Here is a 16,283-nt window from a genome sequence, read left to right on the forward strand (position 1 = left end):
ATCGGGAGCGGTAGCATCCTTCCCGTAGAGCGTGAGGATGACTGACGGCATCAGCGCAGGGGGTAGCCCCTCGTCCAGCATCATCGCGAACATGGCTTCCTCGTCGGCCGAGAGGATCATGTCTTCAATGGCAAGGTTGGCGCGGGATTCAGCCATTTCCTCGTGCCACTGCGCCACCTCGTCAGGCGTGCCGCGCAGATAGTCCATCGCCCGCACCTGGGCGCGCAGCGCCTCCACGTCGATCGACAGCATTATGCCGCTTCCGCGATCCTGATTTCCAATGTCAGGCCGGATGCCGTGGCGAGGTTCACCAGTGCATCGAGGGAGAATTTGCCGAGCTTCCCGCGCAGCAGATCGTTGAGCCGGGGACGGGTGATGCCAAGGCGTGCCGCCGCTGCTTCCTGCGGCATGTCCCAGGTGCGGATACGGCTTTTCAGGGCCGACAGCAGTTCGGAACGCGCCTTCATGTTTGCGGCTTCAGCCGGGGTGTCGGCCAGTGCGTCAAAGACGCTATCGAAAGTCTGGACTTCCATCGCCTATTCCTTCCTCCATGCCCGTAAACGGTTTGCGGCCAGCTCAATGTCTTTCTGCGGGGTTGCCTGGGTTTTCTTCTGGAAAGCGTGGAGGACAAGCACTGCCTCCGGTAACGTCGCCAGATAGATCACCCGGAAAGCCCCGGATTGCTCTCTAATCCTGATTTCGCGCACGCCGGGGCCGATGGTTTTCATTGGCTTCCAGTCGTCGGGGTCGTTGCCAATCTGGACCTCGTTGAGCTGATGGCCCGCTTCGGAGCGGGCATCATCAGGAAAATCGCGAAGCCGAGCGAGGCTGTCACCCAGGAACGAAATCTGTTTCACCGTAAGAGTGTATCAAATTCGATACATAAAGGCAAGCGCTCTTTAAGGGGTCACTACACGAAAGTGCGTTTTACGTACGCTAGGGGAGAACGGACCGGCAACATCACGTCTTGGCGGTCGCGACGGTCTGTTCGAGGGCTTTGTAGAGGGCGGTTTTGCCGATTTTCAGGCGAGCTGCGGCCTCGCGCACGGTGAGGCCCGCTGCGATATGCGCCCGCGCCTTGCGTAGCTTGTCGGGGGTGACGACAGGGCGGCGACCGCCCTTGCTGCCGCGCTCACGCGCGGCGCGCAGGCCCGCCTGGGTGCGCTCGCGGATCAGATCGCGCTCGAACTGCGCGAGGGAGCCGAAGATATTGAACACCAGCATGCCTCCCGGCGTGGTGGTGTCGATGTTCTCGGTGAGCGAGCGGAACCCGATGCCTCGCGCCGCCAGCTCGCCGATCTTCTCGATCAGGTGGCGCATCGAGCGGCCGAGCCGATCGAGCTTCCACACCACCAGCGTGTCGCCGGCGCGCAGATAGGCCAGCGCGTCGGCAAGACCGGGCCTGTCGGTCCTGGCGCCCGACGCCTGATCGTCGAACAAACGTTCGCATCCCGCCCGCTTCAGCGCGTCGTGCTGGAGCGAGAGCTTCTGGTCGGGGGTGGAGACCCGCGCATAGCCGATCAGCGCCACGGGCCGCCCCATCGTGTCCGTTTTCCCATCATCAAGTGATCTTGTCCGAATCGCCATCGAAGGTCCAGAGTTGACGGACACATTCCCGGTGGCCGTCCAACGGACGTCTGACGGACAGCGACATGGAGGGGTTCGACCTTGGCCAGAAGACACCTGCTAACCCGCGAGATGCTTGCGGGCCATTATGATCCGTCGCTCGATGAACGCGAGATCGCGCGCCACTTCACCTTGACCCGTGACGACCTCGAACTGATCGCATCCCGGCGTGGCGACGCCACCCGCCTCGGCTATGCGATGCTGATGCTGTATCTGCGCTGGCCGGGGCGGGTGCTGGAAGCCGGGAGAAATCAGCAGTTGCCCGCGCTCGATGGTGACGTCGGTCAGCTCGTCGGCCGCCGCCGCCCGCTCGACCTCGCTCATTCGCCTGCTCAACAGCGTTCGCCGTTCGTCGATCCATGCGGCAAAGTCCGACGACACGGCCAGATTGAGGGTGTTGTCCGCGCGCATGGTCTCGAACGCAGGCACGGGCAGGAGATAGTCGTCGAGCGTGCGGTAGGCCCGGCTGCCCTCCACCCAGATACTGCCTGAACCGATGCGCTCGCGCAGATGGACGATCACCGCCATCTCATAGGCCCGCCGGTCGATCGTTCCTCCCTCCGGTTGCACGACCTTGCGCCAGCGTGGCTTGATGAAGCTGGTCGGAACCTGTTTCGGCAGGACCGAGCGGCCATCGCGATACATTTTCTTCAATGTCTCGACGGCCGAGAGCAGCGGGTCGCCTGCACGCGACGCGCGAAAGGTGAACGCGGCGAGGAAGATCGGCGCGAACTTGCGGGCAGCAGGGTAGCGCTCCACCACTTCCTCAAGGCTGTCGTCGCCTGCCCGGGTGAGATCCTCCGCGCAGCGGACGCTGCGCACGAGTTCATCCCATCCCAAACGATCCTCGATCGCCGCGAAGGCATCACGCCCATCGGCATAGGCATTGAGCAGCAGGCTGCCGAGCTGGACGTGGATGCGGGCGGTGTCCTTCAGCAGCCGTGCCTGCCCCAGCAATCGATCCGATCGGGTACGGTCGGCGCGGCGGAACAGCGACCCCACCATCTTCTCGACCATGACAAGCGCGGTATCGGTCAAGGCCGCCTCCATCTCGATGACGAATGCCGTCAACATCGCAAGGCGGCGCGAGCGTTCGAGGCGGCGAAGGTGCTGGGCCGTGACGATGCCGGCGGTCCGCGCGATCACGGCATAGCGTGCGGCATGGATGTGGCGAGCGCGCTCCGCCGTGATGCCGATAGCCCGCACGGTGTCGAGCCTGGCGACAACTGCTTTCAGATTCGATGCCGGGGGGGATTCCGACCAGTCGCGTATCCAGCCAAGCGAAGTGCGGCCATGATCGTCGGAAACGACAAGATGCTCCAATGCGGCTTCCTGTTCGACCGAGCAGTCGCGGATCAGGCCGATATTGGCAGCTTTGCGTGTTTGCGTTCGGGCAATGAGAGCGAGGCGTTCGAGTGTCGATGCGGCGGGCAGGACAATTCCGCCGAGCCGAAGCCGATCGACCATGCCCGCAACGATAGTCTCGCCGCGATCGGTCGATGCGGCGATCTCCAGCCCCAGGGACAGCATGGTCCTCACGTCCGCCCTGCTGAAAGGGCGCAGGCCCAGCCATAGCTCGATTTCCGCGCGATGTTCGCGAAGTGTCGTGGCGCGGGCGGCATAGGCCGGAAAATCATCAGGGTGGCAGGCGCTCTGTTCGCACAGCAACGCGAGCATGGCCGCCGCCGGCGCTTCGCCGGGAAGCAGGGCACGGCCCGGATGGCGCAGATAGCAAATCTGGACAGCATAGCCGATACGATTGGCTCCGCCCCGTCGCTTCATCACCTGCACCAGGTCGTCAGGACCGAGAGTGTAAATCCGTTCGATCGTCTCGCGGTCGGTCGGGGGATCGAAGATCGCCATGCGCTGCGCGGGTGACAATATGGTCTTGGGCGACATCGGCATCCTGTTTGCGTGTCACGAAACAGGAATCCGCACCTGTTCATGGAGCATAGACTGAAAGACGGATTATGTTACATAACAGGAGGAAGTTGACGGGCAACAGCGCCATGTCACGCAATCGGACGTATATGTGACGACGCAGATCGGCTACGCGCGGGTGTCCAAGGCGGACGGCAGCCAGGTGCATGACCTGCAACGCGATGCGCTGATCGCTGCCGGCGTCGATCCCAATCATATCTACGAGGATGCCGCTTCAGGGCGGCGCGATCGGCGGCCTGGTCTCGATGCCTGCGTGAAGGCGCTGCGGGCCGGCGATACGCTCGTTGTCTGGAAGCTCGATCGCCTTGGCCGCGATTTGCGCCACCTCGTCATGCTGGTCGATGACCTGACCCGGCGGAACATCGGGTTCAAGGTGCTGGCCGGCGAAGGCGCAGCGATCGACACCGGCACCGCCAATGGCCGCCTCATCTTCGGCATCTTCGCGGCGCTCGCCGAGTTCGAGCGCGAGTTGATTGCGGAGCGGACGCGCGCCGGTCTCGCCTCCGCCCGTGCACGCGGGCGACATGGCGGACGGCCGTTCAAGATGACGCCGGCCAAGCTGCGCCTCGCACAAGCCGCGATGGGGAAGCCCGAAACCAAGGTCGCCGAGCTATGCGCCGAGTTGGGCGTCACCCGGCAAACGCTCTATCGTCACGTCACGCCCGATGGTCAGATAAGACCTGACGGTCAGAAGCTCCTGGCACGCAAAACACGCGCGCATCCGTGAGGATCAGCGCTCGCCAAGCTTAGCGTACGTTTTTGTCCATCCTCTCACCGGACCCCGACTACACGAAAGTGACGCGTTAAGGGCGAAACAAATCTGGTACGATGCCAGCAGAGGCTACCCGTGGGAATCAACTGCGTGTTCGACCTATCCCTTGAGCATGTCGGTCATTGCGGACGACGATATGGGAGGGCGGCAAGCCGCGAGGGCTGGGTCACGGTCTGCGCGATCGGCATGGCGAACGCGACCAGCGCGTGGAAATCCGCGCGGCTGAAAACGAGATGACCTGTAGCGCGACGATTAGGGAGGCCGGTCGGCGGCGATTATGATGGCCGGTAGAGGGCCGCGCCGAGTGGTGGATTTGGCTACCACGGTTGGTGGAATCTGGCAACGGGCCAGCGACAATTAGCCGAGATTGTATATGTCGCTGGGCGTCGCATTGGTGGGACTGGAGACGGTCAGGAAGGCGCGCGGGTAATTGACGCCAGCGACAATTACCCGGGCACCCGCGTTGCCTCACGCGGGATGCTCCCGATCAGAGGTCAGCGCCTGTCCGCCGTCAGCACCCATGGCACAGATTTGAGGTTGTGAATTAAGGAGGGTTGGGGCTTCGTCGTAGTGACGAAGGAACGAAGATGAAGCCCCAACCCTCCTTGAAAAAATCGCCGGCTAAGGCCCCTGCTGAGCGGGTGGTGAAGGACATCACCATTTGCCGTGGCGCTCAAGCTCCGCCTGCGCAGAAGGGACTGTCAGGTCTCGTTCGCACGGCGAAGCTCCCTCATCTCGTGCTCCAATGCCTTCAGCCTGTCTCGGCCATTCCAGCCAATACCTACACATCTTGCGCGTCAGCGGGTTTGTTCAATCCCCTTCGACTCAGGTCGGCCGGCAAAACGCTCTAATCAGTAGTTCGCTGGTTCAAATGCAGCACGGCTCACCCCGCCGTCGCGGCGGCGCGGGCGGGTACGGCGCTAGGTTACGACCGGCTTCCCGCTCGCCCAGCGAAGCCAGATCGCAACGCCGATCAAGTTGATGATGACCGAAATCTGAAAGACCAGGGCAAAGCTTCCGCTGATATCGATGATGATCCCCGTCAGGATGACACCGATCACCCCGGGCAGGGTCCCGGCGGTGTTGGTCAGCCCCGCAAGGACGTCGGCGTGGCGCGGGGCGATGTCGAGGTGGTTCGGCCCGAACCCGGCCCACGTGAAGCCCAGCAGGCCGAGCGAGAAGCACAGCGCCACGACCGCGGCGAGCGGCGTGGTGACGAACGACGCGATGGCGAGGCCGGCGGCCGACCCGACCAGCCCGATGGCCTGCATCGTTTTGCGAACGCACACGATGCTCCAGCCACGCCTGATCAGCCGGTCGCTGATCAGGCCGGCGAGATTGCCGACGATGAAGAGCAGCAGCCACGGCAGCGCGGAGTAGAGGCCGACGCTGCCGATCCCCAGTTCGGAGTAGCGCCGGAAATATGACGGCAGCCAGCCCAGCAGGATGTAAAGGCTCCAGTTGCTGCAGAAATGGTTCGTGATCAGCGCCCAGACCGAGGGACTTTTCAGCAGCTTCGCCCACGGCACATGACGGTCCGCGGCCGAGGCTTCGGCCGCGGACGCCGTGTCCGCCGATGCCAGCAGCGCGCGCTCGTCGAGGCTGATCGCGGGATCCTCGCGCGGAGTTGCGTGCACGATGCGGAACCAGAAGAGCGCGAACACGAAACCCAGCAGGCCGAAGGCGTAGAACATTGCCGGCCACGACCAGGTCTGGATCAGCCATGTCGAGGTGAGCAGGGCGATCAGCGTCCCCATCGGAATACCGCCGATCATCACGGTCATCGCCCGCGATCGCTCGTGCGGGAGCAGCCATCGCGACGCGAGGTTGTAGATGCACGACGTCACCGCCGCCTCGCCGACCCCCATCGCGATGCGCGTGACGATGAGCAGCGCGACCGAGCCGAACGCCGCGAGCGGGGTGACCATCGTCATCAACGACCACCACAGCAGCGAGATGCCCATGACCAGCCGCCCGCCAAAGCGATTGGTGATCCAACCGCCCGGGATCTGCGCGACGAGATAGCCGCCGAAGAACGCCGAGAGCACCCATCCGCGCTCGGTGTTCGACCAGCCGAACTCCTCGGCCATCGCGACGACGCCCGTCGACATGCTGACCCTGTCGATGTAGCAGATCAACATCGCCAAGAAGCACATCAAGACGATGATAGCACGCTTCGAGATGCGTGGATCGGACCGGGTCATGGCGTCACCGCCATGCTCTGCCGCGAAAGTCCCGTGCCCTCGGTCGCTGCGTGCGGCACACCCTCAATCGACTGGTCGCCATCCACACCCTACCAATTGACCCTTGCGTTCACGCCGATCACCCGTCCCCGGTTGAGCGCGTTGAAGGCGATGCCGCCACCCCCGCCGTTGCCGCCGAGCGCCGGAACGTTCGGAAAGGCCGACTGGCTGTCCCAGGTGGCGCGATCGAGGAGGTTGTTGCCGTAGACCGAGACGGACCACCGCCGGGAGGCCGGCGTCAGCGCGAGACTGGCGTCGATCATCTCCACCGAGCGCAGGATAGTGGTGTTGTTCACGGTATAGAACGATCCGTCGCGATGGTTGTAGGCCACGCGCGCGGAGACATTCATCTCGTCCAACACCGGCAGATCGTAGACCACCGATCCGCCATAGGTCCACGGCGCGAGACGCGGGAGCTTCAGCGCAAAATCGGCGGGTTCGCCGATCTGGCCGTTGCCGTTGAGGTCGGCGGTCAGCTTGGTATATTTGCCGTCCGTGTAGCCGAACTGCCCGGACAGCAGCAGCCCCCGGGCGACGGCAAACCTGGCTTCGCCCTCGAAGCCCTGGACCCTCGCGTTCCCCGCATTCTTGATGATCTGAACATTGCCGAGCACCGAATCGGGAATGTTGCTGTCGCGCTGGATACCCTTGATATTGCTGCGGAACAGCGCCAGGTTGATGCGCGCCTTGCGATCGAACAGATCCTGTTTCCAGCCAAGTTCGTAGGCGTACTGGGTTTCGGAATCGAAGGTCGTGGGCGGGGCGCCCAGTCCGGTGTGGCGGATGTTGAGGCCGCCGCTCCTGAAGCCCTTCGCCCAGTAGCCATAGACGTTGGTGCTGTCCGACGGCTGCCACTGGAACCCGACCTTGGGCGAGACATCATTCCATTTCTGGTTGATGTTGGGGTCCGAGATGTTGATCGTGTGCGCGTCGAGGTCGCCGCCGATCATGCCCTCCCCCAGAATGTCGTTGCCCGGCGCGCCGCCGAGCGAATCCGTCGCCGCGCGGACGCGCGACAGATTCGACTTCTTCGTCTCGCGGTTCACGCGCACGCCTGCATTGAGGGTGATGGTCGACGTGACATGCCAGTCGAGCGACCCAAAGCTCGCATAGGATTCGTTGATCGAGGTGCCGCCGCCGACCCGGAAGGTGGCCGGAGCTGCGAGATTGAACCGGGTCGTGCGTCCTTCTAGATAGAAGATGTGCTGGTTGAAATAGAAGCCGCCGACGGTGACCGCGAAATCGCCGAAGGTCCCGGCATAGCGCAGTTCGGCGCTGCGCTGGTTCTGGTCGGTCAGCAGGTCGAGGTTAAAGGTCGTCTGGGTCGTGCCGTCCACGTCGACCTTGTCGCGGCCGCGAAATTCCCGCCAGCCGCCGATCGCGGTGACGGTCCCATTGCCGAACGGCACCTTCCAGTTGAGCTCGCCGGTCAGCTGATTCCAGCGTGATCGAAAGAAGCCGCCGCCTTCGTTCGACTGGGTACGAAAACTGCCGCGCGGGAAAATGGCCTCGTTCTGGAACACGCCACCGTCGCCCCGGCCTTCGCCATGCTCAAAGCGCGCGATGAGCTCGACGTCTGGGTTCGGCGTGAACAATATCGACGGGCGGATATTAATGAAGCGCGATTTTCCAAGCTTCGAGTCGTCGAATTCATTATTGAACCAGCCGTCATCATGGCTGTAGTACACTGCAAGACGAGCGCTGAGCACATCCTTCGCTAGCGGCCCAGAGATGGCGGCGTCGGTGGTGATGTTCGGGCCGGTCTCGATGCCGGCGCGAAACGTGCCGGTCAGATCGTTGGTCGGACGCTTGGTGCGGATGAGCACCGCACCGCCGGTGACATTGCGTCCGAACAGCACACCCTGCGGTCCTCTGAGAACCTCTATCGCCTCGAGGTCAAAATCGTCCATGACGACGCCCGAGGTGACTCCCAGATACACCCCGTTGACGAACACGCCGACGGTCGGATCGATCGAAGGGACGGATGTGTTGATGCCGAGTCCGCGGATCGTGAAGTTTGCGGTTCCCTTGGCCGTGCCGATGCCGTCGAGCTGCACGTTGGGCATCGTCGCCGTCAGACTCTTGAGGTCGCGGACGTTGAGCGCCTGGATCTGGGCGTCGCCGAAGGCGGTGATCGCCGCAGGAACCTTCTGCGCCTGCTCGAGGCCGCGCTTGCGCGCCGTAACGACGATGTCCTGCTGCAGCGCATCGGTCGCCGACATGGCGGGCGACGGCTGCTGGGCGACCGCGACGCCGTCCTGTGCGCGCGCCACGCCGGGCAGGCTGGCCACCACAAGCGCCGCGCCGATCGTCCGCCGCACACACGCGGAACTGCTGGTTCTAGCCTTCATATTCCCCTCTCCCCATTCGATATTATCGTTATCTCATTGATGTGATTATGCTTTTGATACTCTGGTGCCAGATTTCATGTGGCCCGCCATTCTTCCGTCAGGTACTTGCGAACTCTAAGCCCGCATTAGAGCCTCCCCACACCGACCGTTGGCCATTACGAAACGCATTTCTCAACTGAACGCAAGCCCATTTTCACGATGGATCTGCTACAAGCGCTGCATCCTTTGTGATCCAAAACTCAAAAAGTTTTGCATCAAACCGAAAAGCGCAGTTTTCCGCGCCCTTCCCTGATGCAAAAATCTGATGCAGAATCGCGCCATGATTTACGGCTATGCGCGCGTCTCGACCAACGGCCAGGACCTGGCCCAGCAGCTCGCCCAGCTTGAGGCCGCCGGCTGCACCAAAATCTTCCGCGAGAAGATCAGCGGCGCGTCGGCCGAGCGGCGCCAGCTCAAGCGAGCGATCGGCGCGCTCGATCCCGGCGACGTGCTGATGGTGACGGCGACCGATCGCCTCGCCCGCAACACGCGCGACCTGCTCAATATCCTCCATTCGGTGAAGGAGGCCGGTGCCGGCTTCCGCTCGATCGCGGAGCCGATGCTGGACACGACATCGCAACTCGCCGAGGTCGTGATCGCGGTGCTCGGCGTCGCGGCGAGCTGGGAGCGCCAGCGGATCGCCGAGCGCACCGGCGCAGGGCGTGCCCAGGCAAGGGCGCGTGGCGTCAAGTTCGGGCGTAAGACAGCCCTTACCCCACATCAGCAGGCAAAGGCGTTGGATAGGCTAGCTGCCGGTGACACGCAGCGAACCGTCGCCGCACTGTTCGATGTCAGTCAGGCAACCATATCGCGGCTCGTCGGGCGGTAGTCCTCTTTACTATTCTGGCGAATTGGCGCTTTATGGCCACATGCAAACATGTGAACATGTAAGGGAGGCCACATGCCAATAATCGCTATAATCAGCCAGAAAGGTGGCGCGGGGAAAACCACGCTCGCCCTTCATTTGGCCGCCGCCGCCGAGGATGCGGGCCATACCGCACTAGTGATTGACCTCGACCCGCAGGCGACGGCCAGTCAATGGGCAGCGTGGCGAAAAGATGCTCCGCCCGTCGTGATCGACAGCGCCCCTCCTCGCCTTGCTGCTAAGATTGAGCAGGCCACGACCCAAGGCGCGGACTTTATCGTGATCGACACTCCGCCCCATGCCGACAGCGCCGCCAGTGCCGCTGCTGAAGCCGCTGATTTGGTTCTAATCCCGTGCCGACCGAGCGCCTTCGATCTTGCTGCCGTGCAAACCACGGCCAGCCTGGTGAAGATGCGCGGCAAGCCCGCCTTTGTGATCTTCACCGCAGGCAGCCCGACTGCCCCGCGCATGTATGATGAGGCCACCCAGGTAGTGAAGGGCTACGGCCTCGAAGCCTGCCCCCATATCATTGCTGACCGAGCCGCGTTCCGCCACGCAGCCGCCGAGGGCAAGACCGCCATGGAAATCGAACCTAATGGCAAAGCGGCCGAAGAAGTGCGTGAACTTTATAAGTGGGCATGTCATCATGTAAACATGCAAGCATCTAAAAAACGGAGGAATGCCGCATGAGCCGCAAAGGATCATTGCTCGCGCTTCGCGACCGCGAACCCGCACCAAAATCCGAAGCACCAGGCAAGGCGGCGATCAATCCGGCAGCGGCCGACAGCACAACCACAACCGGTAGCGCGACCGCGCCGAGCCGTCAGGGCAAGAAGGCCATGACCGGCTATTTCAGCCCCGAAATGTCGTTCGCCATGCACATGACCGCCCGCAAGAACGGCATGAGCTTACAGGATGCAATGGGCGAGGCGTTCAACGACTGGCTCCGCAAAATGGGCGAAAGTCCTGTAGGCAAGTGAACATGAAAACATGTGGTCATGTTTGCATGTGAGCGGAGAGGTTAGCGCAGCGGATTCCGCTCGTGCCGCCTCTTGCACCAGCCCAGGAACGCTGCATCGGGATTTTTCAACTCTTGCCGTCCTTTGTCGTCCCAGAATGCTAAGTAATCCGCCTTGAGCGCATATACGTCATAGCCAGGTGCGACCGATCTGGCGCGTTCTAGCGCGGTGTTTGAGATCATCGGAAACAGCGTCGTTTGAGGCAGGGCGGACTTGGCCGAGCGTGGGGTGAAGGTCACTTGATCCCCGACCTCGTTGAGTTCGATCGAGTAATCTGGGAAGTGACCGTGCAGCACGTCCTGCTCAACTATAACCTTGAGGAGCCGCTTGAATTCCTTGGCGGTCGATTGTGATCCACACTTCTTTTGGATCGTATCGAGGCCAAATTTGACGGGCTTTCCAGGCCATCCGCAATGCTTGCGAGCGATTTCATAAAGGCGGCGTTCCAGAGGCTTCCGCAGTCGGAAATAGCGACGATTGAGAGTCAGCACTTCCTTTGCCCGAATGGCATTAAACACCCAGTCGGACAGCTTCACTTCCACGTCGATCATGCGGCCGTCGAAACTTTCGCGGATGATCGAGGCTCGATCTACCAAGCTAAAAACGTCCCATTGGGCTTGCCCACCCGTGATGATATTCGTTTCTATCTGTGTGCCTTGCAGCCGTTTGAACGCGGCCTTGAGCTGTTCATAACCGCGTCCGTCGGTGCCGCGATTGGTTGCGACGAGCAGATCGTAAGCCTTGAAGCGGACGACCTGGCTAACCTTCTGCCCTTTATTGAGAGCGGCCATAATTTGGCTAATGCAATAGATCAGCACATCGCGATCATGGACGGTTGCGAGGCCGTTGGGGGAAGGGGATACGCGCAGGATCGCGTTGCCGTGTTCATAGGCCCGTTTGGTGAAATCGGGCTTTGTGGACACGCTGAAAATCGGATGCTCCATCGCAGCCATGTCGGCCTTGGGCGCAGCATCGAAGATGTCGCACACGAAGAAATCCTGCTGCGGATAGCGATCCGGCAGGAGGGGGGAGCGGTCCTCTTGATTCGTGTTTTCACCCACCTGTCAAAGCTATCGTGTTTTCACCCACCAAAGCAACGAGTATCGTGTTTTCACCCACCGGCGGCTGTGCATAAGGGGCGTTTTTTGATTGTGTTTTCACCCACCAAACTTCGTGCTTTCACACACCGTTTATCGTGTTATCACCCACCGGTATTCCGATTAAATATCTGAATTATAGACGGTAAATTGCGATTTTCCCGACCGTAACACTGAATCTAACACATAATAACACCTAAGCAAAAAGCATATAGAATTGCCCCTCCGGGCCAATAAGTTGTTTGATGTGTGACGGCGATGCCGTCACGGGGCGACCTACGGTCGCTGGGCTTCCGAGAGGGAAGTGGGGCAGAGTCATCGCTCAATCGCGCCCTAGCGTCGTGCGGAGAGGTCCAGGGCGATCAGGAGGAGGGGTTGCACGCCTTTCCCTTCCGGCTGCGCCATCGGCGATGATCGCGCGTCCTGTAGCCGCTCAGCCGGGATCGGCCAGCCCGGCAAACTCGCGCTGATCGTAATATCGGATCTTCTCCACTATCAACGGGGCCTGCCCCTGGAGCATCAACAATTGGTCGGTGGGCGGCATCCGCATGATTTCGTCAGGGTTCATGAGGTTTCGGGCGCTGATATGGGTGCTGGCCGATTGGGTGAGCCTAGCCCCGCCGATCCTGCTGCCCTGCGAATAACCCGCCGTCTGATATTCGAGGGTTTCCTGCCCCAGTATCTTCGATAGCAATTCGGCGGTGGCGAGGTCGTTTACCCCGAACGCCTGAAACACCCCGGCGTTCGACATGAAGGTGCCCGCGCGCTCGCCATAGAGGGCGCGCAACTGGTGCATGTCCTGTAGGATCGGCCAGAGCTGCAACCCGTATCCAGCCATCAGGCCCATAGCCCGCTCGACAGGTTCCAGCCTGCCCAAGGCGGCGAACTCATCGAGCAGGAACAGGACGGGCCGCGCCGGTTTGACCGGCGATCGGGCCATGTCGGTGAGTGCCTGGGCGACCAGCAGCCGCAACCAGCGTGAATAAGCGTCGAGCCGGTCAGGGGGGAGGCACAGAAACACCGTGGAAACCCCCTCTTTCAACCCTGCAAAGGTGAAGTCCGAGGCCGATGTGCTGGCAACGATCCGGGGACTGTCGAGAAAATGGGTGTGCCGCTGGGCCGACGATAACACCCCTGCGGCTTCGCGATCGGACTTGCCGAGCTGGCGGTTGGCGGCGCGGGCGATCAGGCCACCGGCGCCGCGGCTGTCCTGCATCAGCGTGAGCAGATCGGCAAACCCCTTGGGGGTAAGGGTCAGATATTCGCGCACGGTTGCCAAGGTGCGATGTTCGCGGTCCTCATGGACCACGGCATAGAGGATCAGACCGGCGATCAGCGCCTTGGCTTCCTCGTTCCAATGGGCATCGCCGCCTTGCCCTGCGGCATCGTGGACCAAGGCGTCGGCCAGTGTCATCGCATCTTCGGTCAGATCGAGGCTGGCCGGGTCGAGCCGGTCGAGCGGATTATAGCGGGCAGGGGGTTGCCCGGACACCCCGAACGGATCGAGGCACCAGACCTTGCCGCGCGCACTGCGCGCCCTGGCGGTGACGCGGGCGTTTTCGCCTTTGGGATCGATGCAGATCACCGAGCGGTCGAGGGTCAGCAGATTGGGGATGATGGTGCCGACGCCCTTGCCGCTGCGGGTCGGGGCCATGGTCAGCAGATGGGCGGGGCCGCCATAGCGCAGCAGCTTGCCCGACTTGGCCGATCGCCCGATGAGCAGATCGCCACTGTTGGTTTCCAGACCGCGCACATCGGCGCGCGATCCAAATGCGGCAGAGCCAAGCAGCTCGTTGCGACCGCAGCGCCGGTTGAACTTCCAGACCGCCACCCCGAAGGCGACCAGCGCGGCCCAGGCGATGGTGCTGGCGATCGACACAGGCAGTATCTTTTCGAGCAGCCATTGGGTGCCGAGCAGGATGGCGAAACCGCCGCCGACAGTCAGGCCACAGCCCACGCCCCGTTCACCTCCGACCAGCGGCCCTGCCATCATTCTTTCTCCTGGTCAGTTATCGTATTTCACGGCTTTCCCTGCCGAATCCGAGATCATGGCTGACCAAGCTCCGAGGATCAGCCCTTGGTCTGGATCGCCATCCTCACTTGTAACCGTTCCGATCATACCGAGAAGGTTAGCCAGTTCCTGGCCCTTCATCACACCGCCACGCTCTAAGGCAGCAGCGAGAACGGACAGAGCCGTTCCCATAGCTTTTACGACAGCATCTTCATTCATGGCGTTCTCCATCCTTCAGCCGCTTGAGCAGAGGGGCCATCAAAGCATGGTCGCGCTCACGGCTCAGGAACAGCGGCAACTCACGTTGCAGGAGCGGGGCGAGCTGGCGACCCGTGGGCGTATCCTCGTCTATGTGGTGAAGGATGAACGCGCCAAGCATGATGCGCTCGCGGGTTTCGGCCTTGCGACGTTCGACAGAGACGCGGGCCTCAAGCGCCTTTCGCCGCTCGCGCAACTTGCGCTCGTCCTCGCGCATTTTCTCCAGGCGCTCTTCAACGGGTGTCCGTGCCATGCGGTCCTCCTATGGCAATTCGCTATAGCAAGCAGAACAGCATGAGGCTACCTTAGCGTAGCTAAGGGCACGCTTATACATTGGTTCCCATTGTGCGTGGTCCTCGTGGGGGCGTTGCCCCCGCCGGACGGCTTCCCCCTTAAGTGCAGGAAGTAAGAAGGCGCGCGGCCCGTGGCGATCTACCATTGTTCCGTCAAAGTCATCTCGCGGGCCACCGGACGCAGCGCGGTGGCCGCCGCTGCCTATCGGTCGGGCGAGCGGCTGACCGACGAGCGCCTGGGCAAATGCCACGACTACACGCGCAAGTCGGACATCGAGCATCGCGAGATCATGGCCCCCGATCGCACGCCCGACTGGATGCTCGATCGCTCGCGCCTGTGGAACGGCGTCGAGGCGGCCGAGCGCCGCAAGGACGCCCAGCTTGCCCGCGAGGTGGAAATCTCCCTTCCGCGTGAGTTGGACGCAGAGGGACGGCGCGCTCTGGTCGACAGCTATGTGCGCGAGCAGTTCGTGTCCCAAGGCATGATTGCGGACGTGTCGCTGCACCGGGGTCATTCGGCGGACGGCCAGGAGCAGCCGCACGCGCATGTCATGCTGACCATGCGCGACCTCACCGGCGAGGGGTTCGGAAAGAAGAACCGGGACTGGAACGCGGCCGAGCGGCTTGAGGGGTGGCGTTCGGCCTGGGCAACCCACGCCAACCAGGCGTTGGAACGGGCCGGGTGCGATGAGCGCATAGACCATCGGTCCTTGAAGGATCAGCGCGAGGCCGCGCGCGATCGGGGCGACGCGGAAGGGCAAGAGGATCTAGGCCGGGAGCCTCTAGGCAAGGTGCCGTTGTCGGCGGTGGCGATGGAGCGCAAGGGCACGCCCACCGAGCGCGGTGACGAACAGCGCGGGGTGCAGGCGCGCAACCGGGAGCGGCGCGAGCTGACGCAGCAGCTTCGCGAATTGAGCGCCAGGATCGCGGAAACCATGCGGGGTCTAGGCGACAAGGCCAAGGATATGGCGCAGGGGCTGCGCGATCGTCTGGGCGCGGCGTGGGGGCGTCAGCAGCAGGATGCCGATCGCGGTGCGGCCGAGCGGATCGCGGAGGCGACGGCGCAGCGGGGCGAGCGTGACCGCGACACCCCGGAGCCGGGAAGCGTCGCCGATCGCATCGCGTCCCGCATAGGTGACAAGGGCGGGGCGGAACACGATCAGGCCGAGCGCGATCGGGAGCGCACCTGGGACAGAGATCGGGACAGGGGCCGCGAACGATGAGCGATGACAGCGACGATCCTGTGATGGCGCTGCTGGCGACCCAGCGGGCCGTGCTAGCGGCGGTGGAGAATCTGGCGGGCCAGGTCGAGACGATGCAGGGCAAGGTGGACGCGATGGGCAAGACGCTGGCCCAGCTCGTCGCCGGCACTGCCGGCGCATCGGGTGCCGGCGTCGGTCGCGTGCTGACCCTGGGCGACAGGTTCAGGCAGGCGACCGACAAGGAAGCTGCGGCGGACCCAGAGCTACGGGCCGCGCAGGGGAATTACATGGTGGCCCAGGCGATCGCCAAGGGGCTGAACAAGGGCGATCCTGACGGGACGGCCCGCGATGCGGCGCGGGCGCGAGAATGGATCGCCGATCAGCTCGACCGGGGACGGGTGTTCGAGCCAGGCAAGGTGCGGGATAGCGAAAAGGGCGCGGTGGCGGTCGTGGAGCCGATCCACGAAGAGATGTTTCCGGGGCGCGTCAGGGCGCAGCGGCCCGATCGGGAGCGGTAGCATCCTTCCCGTAGAGCGTGAGGATGACTGACGGCATCAGCGCAGGGG

At 62.8% G+C, this 16,283-nt stretch carries 16 protein-coding genes and 2 pseudogenes; 7 read left to right on the forward strand and 11 right to left on the reverse strand.

Annotation, left to right across the window (positions count from 1 at the left end; translation table 11 throughout):
• From A8G00_RS21935 to A8G00_RS21950, 4 genes are all read right to left on the reverse strand, one after another.
• A partial coding sequence (locus A8G00_RS21935) for a hypothetical protein (protein WP_103001673.1) occupies positions 1 to 252 on the reverse strand: 252 nt, incomplete at its 3' end.
• Positions 252 to 533 (reverse strand): helix-turn-helix domain-containing protein, encoded by a 282-nt coding sequence (locus A8G00_RS21940; RefSeq protein WP_103001674.1) that lies wholly within the window; start codon positions 531 to 533, stop codon positions 252 to 254. The genes A8G00_RS21940 and A8G00_RS21935, both read right to left, overlap by 1 nt.
• A 3-nt stretch (positions 534 to 536) precedes the next feature.
• On the reverse strand, positions 537 to 857 hold the full coding sequence (locus A8G00_RS21945) for a type II toxin-antitoxin system RelE/ParE family toxin (protein WP_103001675.1): 321 nt from the start codon (positions 855 to 857) through the stop codon (positions 537 to 539).
• Between the two features lie 103 nt (positions 858 to 960).
• The gene (locus A8G00_RS21950; protein WP_103001684.1) at positions 961 to 1,530 is read right to left on the reverse strand and encodes a recombinase family protein; all 570 of its coding nucleotides are present in this window, start codon (positions 1,528 to 1,530) and stop codon (positions 961 to 963) included.
• Between the two features lie 168 nt (positions 1,531 to 1,698).
• On the opposite strand from A8G00_RS21950, the pseudogene A8G00_RS21955 reads away from it, so the two are divergent.
• Positions 1,699 to 1,854 (forward strand): annotated as a pseudogene (locus tag A8G00_RS21955) (DUF4158 domain-containing protein); the annotation flags it as partial.
• A 15-nt stretch (positions 1,855 to 1,869) separates the two neighbouring features.
• Here the strand turns inward: A8G00_RS21955 and A8G00_RS25940 are convergent.
• Positions 1,870 to 3,525: pseudogene (locus tag A8G00_RS25940) on the reverse strand (DUF4158 domain-containing protein); the annotation flags it as partial.
• 133 nt (positions 3,526 to 3,658) lie between these two features.
• On the opposite strand from A8G00_RS25940, the gene A8G00_RS21965 reads away from it, so the two are divergent.
• Entirely contained in the window at positions 3,659 to 4,294 is a 636-nt protein-coding gene (locus tag A8G00_RS21965) for a recombinase family protein (RefSeq protein ID WP_103001676.1), read from the forward strand.
• Positions 4,295 to 5,259: 965 nt separating this feature from the next.
• Here the strand turns inward: A8G00_RS21965 and A8G00_RS21970 are convergent.
• Both A8G00_RS21970 and A8G00_RS21975 read right to left on the reverse strand, forming a co-directional pair.
• Positions 5,260 to 6,543 carry an ACS family MFS transporter gene (locus A8G00_RS21970; RefSeq protein WP_103001677.1) on the reverse strand — a complete coding sequence of 428 codons (1,284 nt, stop codon included), beginning with the start codon at positions 6,541 to 6,543 and terminating at the stop codon, positions 5,260 to 5,262.
• Between the two features lie 89 nt (positions 6,544 to 6,632).
• Entirely contained in the window at positions 6,633 to 8,933 is a 2,301-nt protein-coding gene (locus tag A8G00_RS21975) for a TonB-dependent receptor (protein WP_103001678.1), read from the reverse strand.
• A 319-nt stretch (positions 8,934 to 9,252) separates the two neighbouring features.
• On the opposite strand from A8G00_RS21975, the gene A8G00_RS21980 reads away from it, so the two are divergent.
• The 3 genes from A8G00_RS21980 (at position 9,253) to A8G00_RS21990 (ending at position 10,817) form a co-directional block, all read left to right on the forward strand.
• A complete protein-coding gene (locus tag A8G00_RS21980; protein WP_103001685.1) occupies positions 9,253 to 9,801 on the forward strand; it encodes a recombinase family protein in 549 nt (182 codons plus the stop codon).
• A gap of 72 nt (positions 9,802 to 9,873) precedes the next feature.
• Positions 9,874 to 10,527: a ParA family partition ATPase gene (gene parA / locus A8G00_RS21985; protein WP_103001679.1), complete on the forward strand. Its 654-nt coding sequence runs from the start codon at positions 9,874 to 9,876 to the stop codon at positions 10,525 to 10,527.
• Positions 10,524 to 10,817 (forward strand): ribbon-helix-helix domain-containing protein, encoded by a 294-nt coding sequence (locus A8G00_RS21990; protein WP_103001680.1) that lies wholly within the window; start codon positions 10,524 to 10,526, stop codon positions 10,815 to 10,817. The genes parA and A8G00_RS21990 overlap by 4 nt, the downstream gene beginning before the upstream one ends.
• Positions 10,818 to 10,858: 41 nt before the next feature.
• Here the strand turns inward: A8G00_RS21990 and A8G00_RS21995 are convergent, their stop codons facing one another.
• The 4 genes from A8G00_RS21995 to A8G00_RS24895 all read right to left on the reverse strand — a co-directional run bounded on the left by A8G00_RS21995 (position 10,859) and on the right by A8G00_RS24895 (position 14,475).
• The gene (locus A8G00_RS21995) at positions 10,859 to 11,917 is read right to left on the reverse strand and encodes a replication initiator protein A (protein ID WP_216365652.1); all 1,059 of its coding nucleotides are present in this window, start codon (positions 11,915 to 11,917) and stop codon (positions 10,859 to 10,861) included.
• Between the two features lie 469 nt (positions 11,918 to 12,386).
• A complete protein-coding gene (locus A8G00_RS22000) occupies positions 12,387 to 13,943 on the reverse strand; it encodes a type IV secretory system conjugative DNA transfer family protein (RefSeq protein WP_216365653.1) in 1,557 nt (518 codons plus the stop codon).
• 15 nt (positions 13,944 to 13,958) lie between these two features.
• A complete protein-coding gene (locus A8G00_RS22005) occupies positions 13,959 to 14,183 on the reverse strand; it encodes a hypothetical protein (protein WP_253258055.1) in 225 nt (74 codons plus the stop codon).
• Positions 14,176 to 14,475 (reverse strand): mobilization protein, encoded by a 300-nt coding sequence (locus A8G00_RS24895; RefSeq protein WP_146032635.1) that lies wholly within the window; start codon positions 14,473 to 14,475, stop codon positions 14,176 to 14,178. Before A8G00_RS24895 ends, A8G00_RS22005 begins: the two co-directional genes overlap by 8 nt.
• Before the next feature lie 171 nt (positions 14,476 to 14,646).
• Between A8G00_RS24895 and mobQ the strand changes: the two genes are divergently transcribed.
• Positions 14,647 to 15,738 carry a MobQ family relaxase gene (gene mobQ, locus A8G00_RS22015; protein WP_103001682.1) on the forward strand — a complete coding sequence of 364 codons (1,092 nt, stop codon included), beginning with the start codon at positions 14,647 to 14,649 and terminating at the stop codon, positions 15,736 to 15,738.
• Positions 15,735 to 16,235: a hypothetical protein gene (locus A8G00_RS22020; RefSeq protein ID WP_103001683.1), complete on the forward strand. Its 501-nt coding sequence runs from the start codon at positions 15,735 to 15,737 to the stop codon at positions 16,233 to 16,235. Before mobQ ends, A8G00_RS22020 begins: the two co-directional genes overlap by 4 nt.
• Positions 16,236 to 16,283 lie beyond the last annotated feature (48 nt).

Source organism: Sphingobium sp. SA916, from assembly GCF_002894065.1.
GTDB classification, from domain to species: domain Bacteria; phylum Pseudomonadota; class Alphaproteobacteria; order Sphingomonadales; family Sphingomonadaceae; genus Sphingobium; species Sphingobium fuliginis.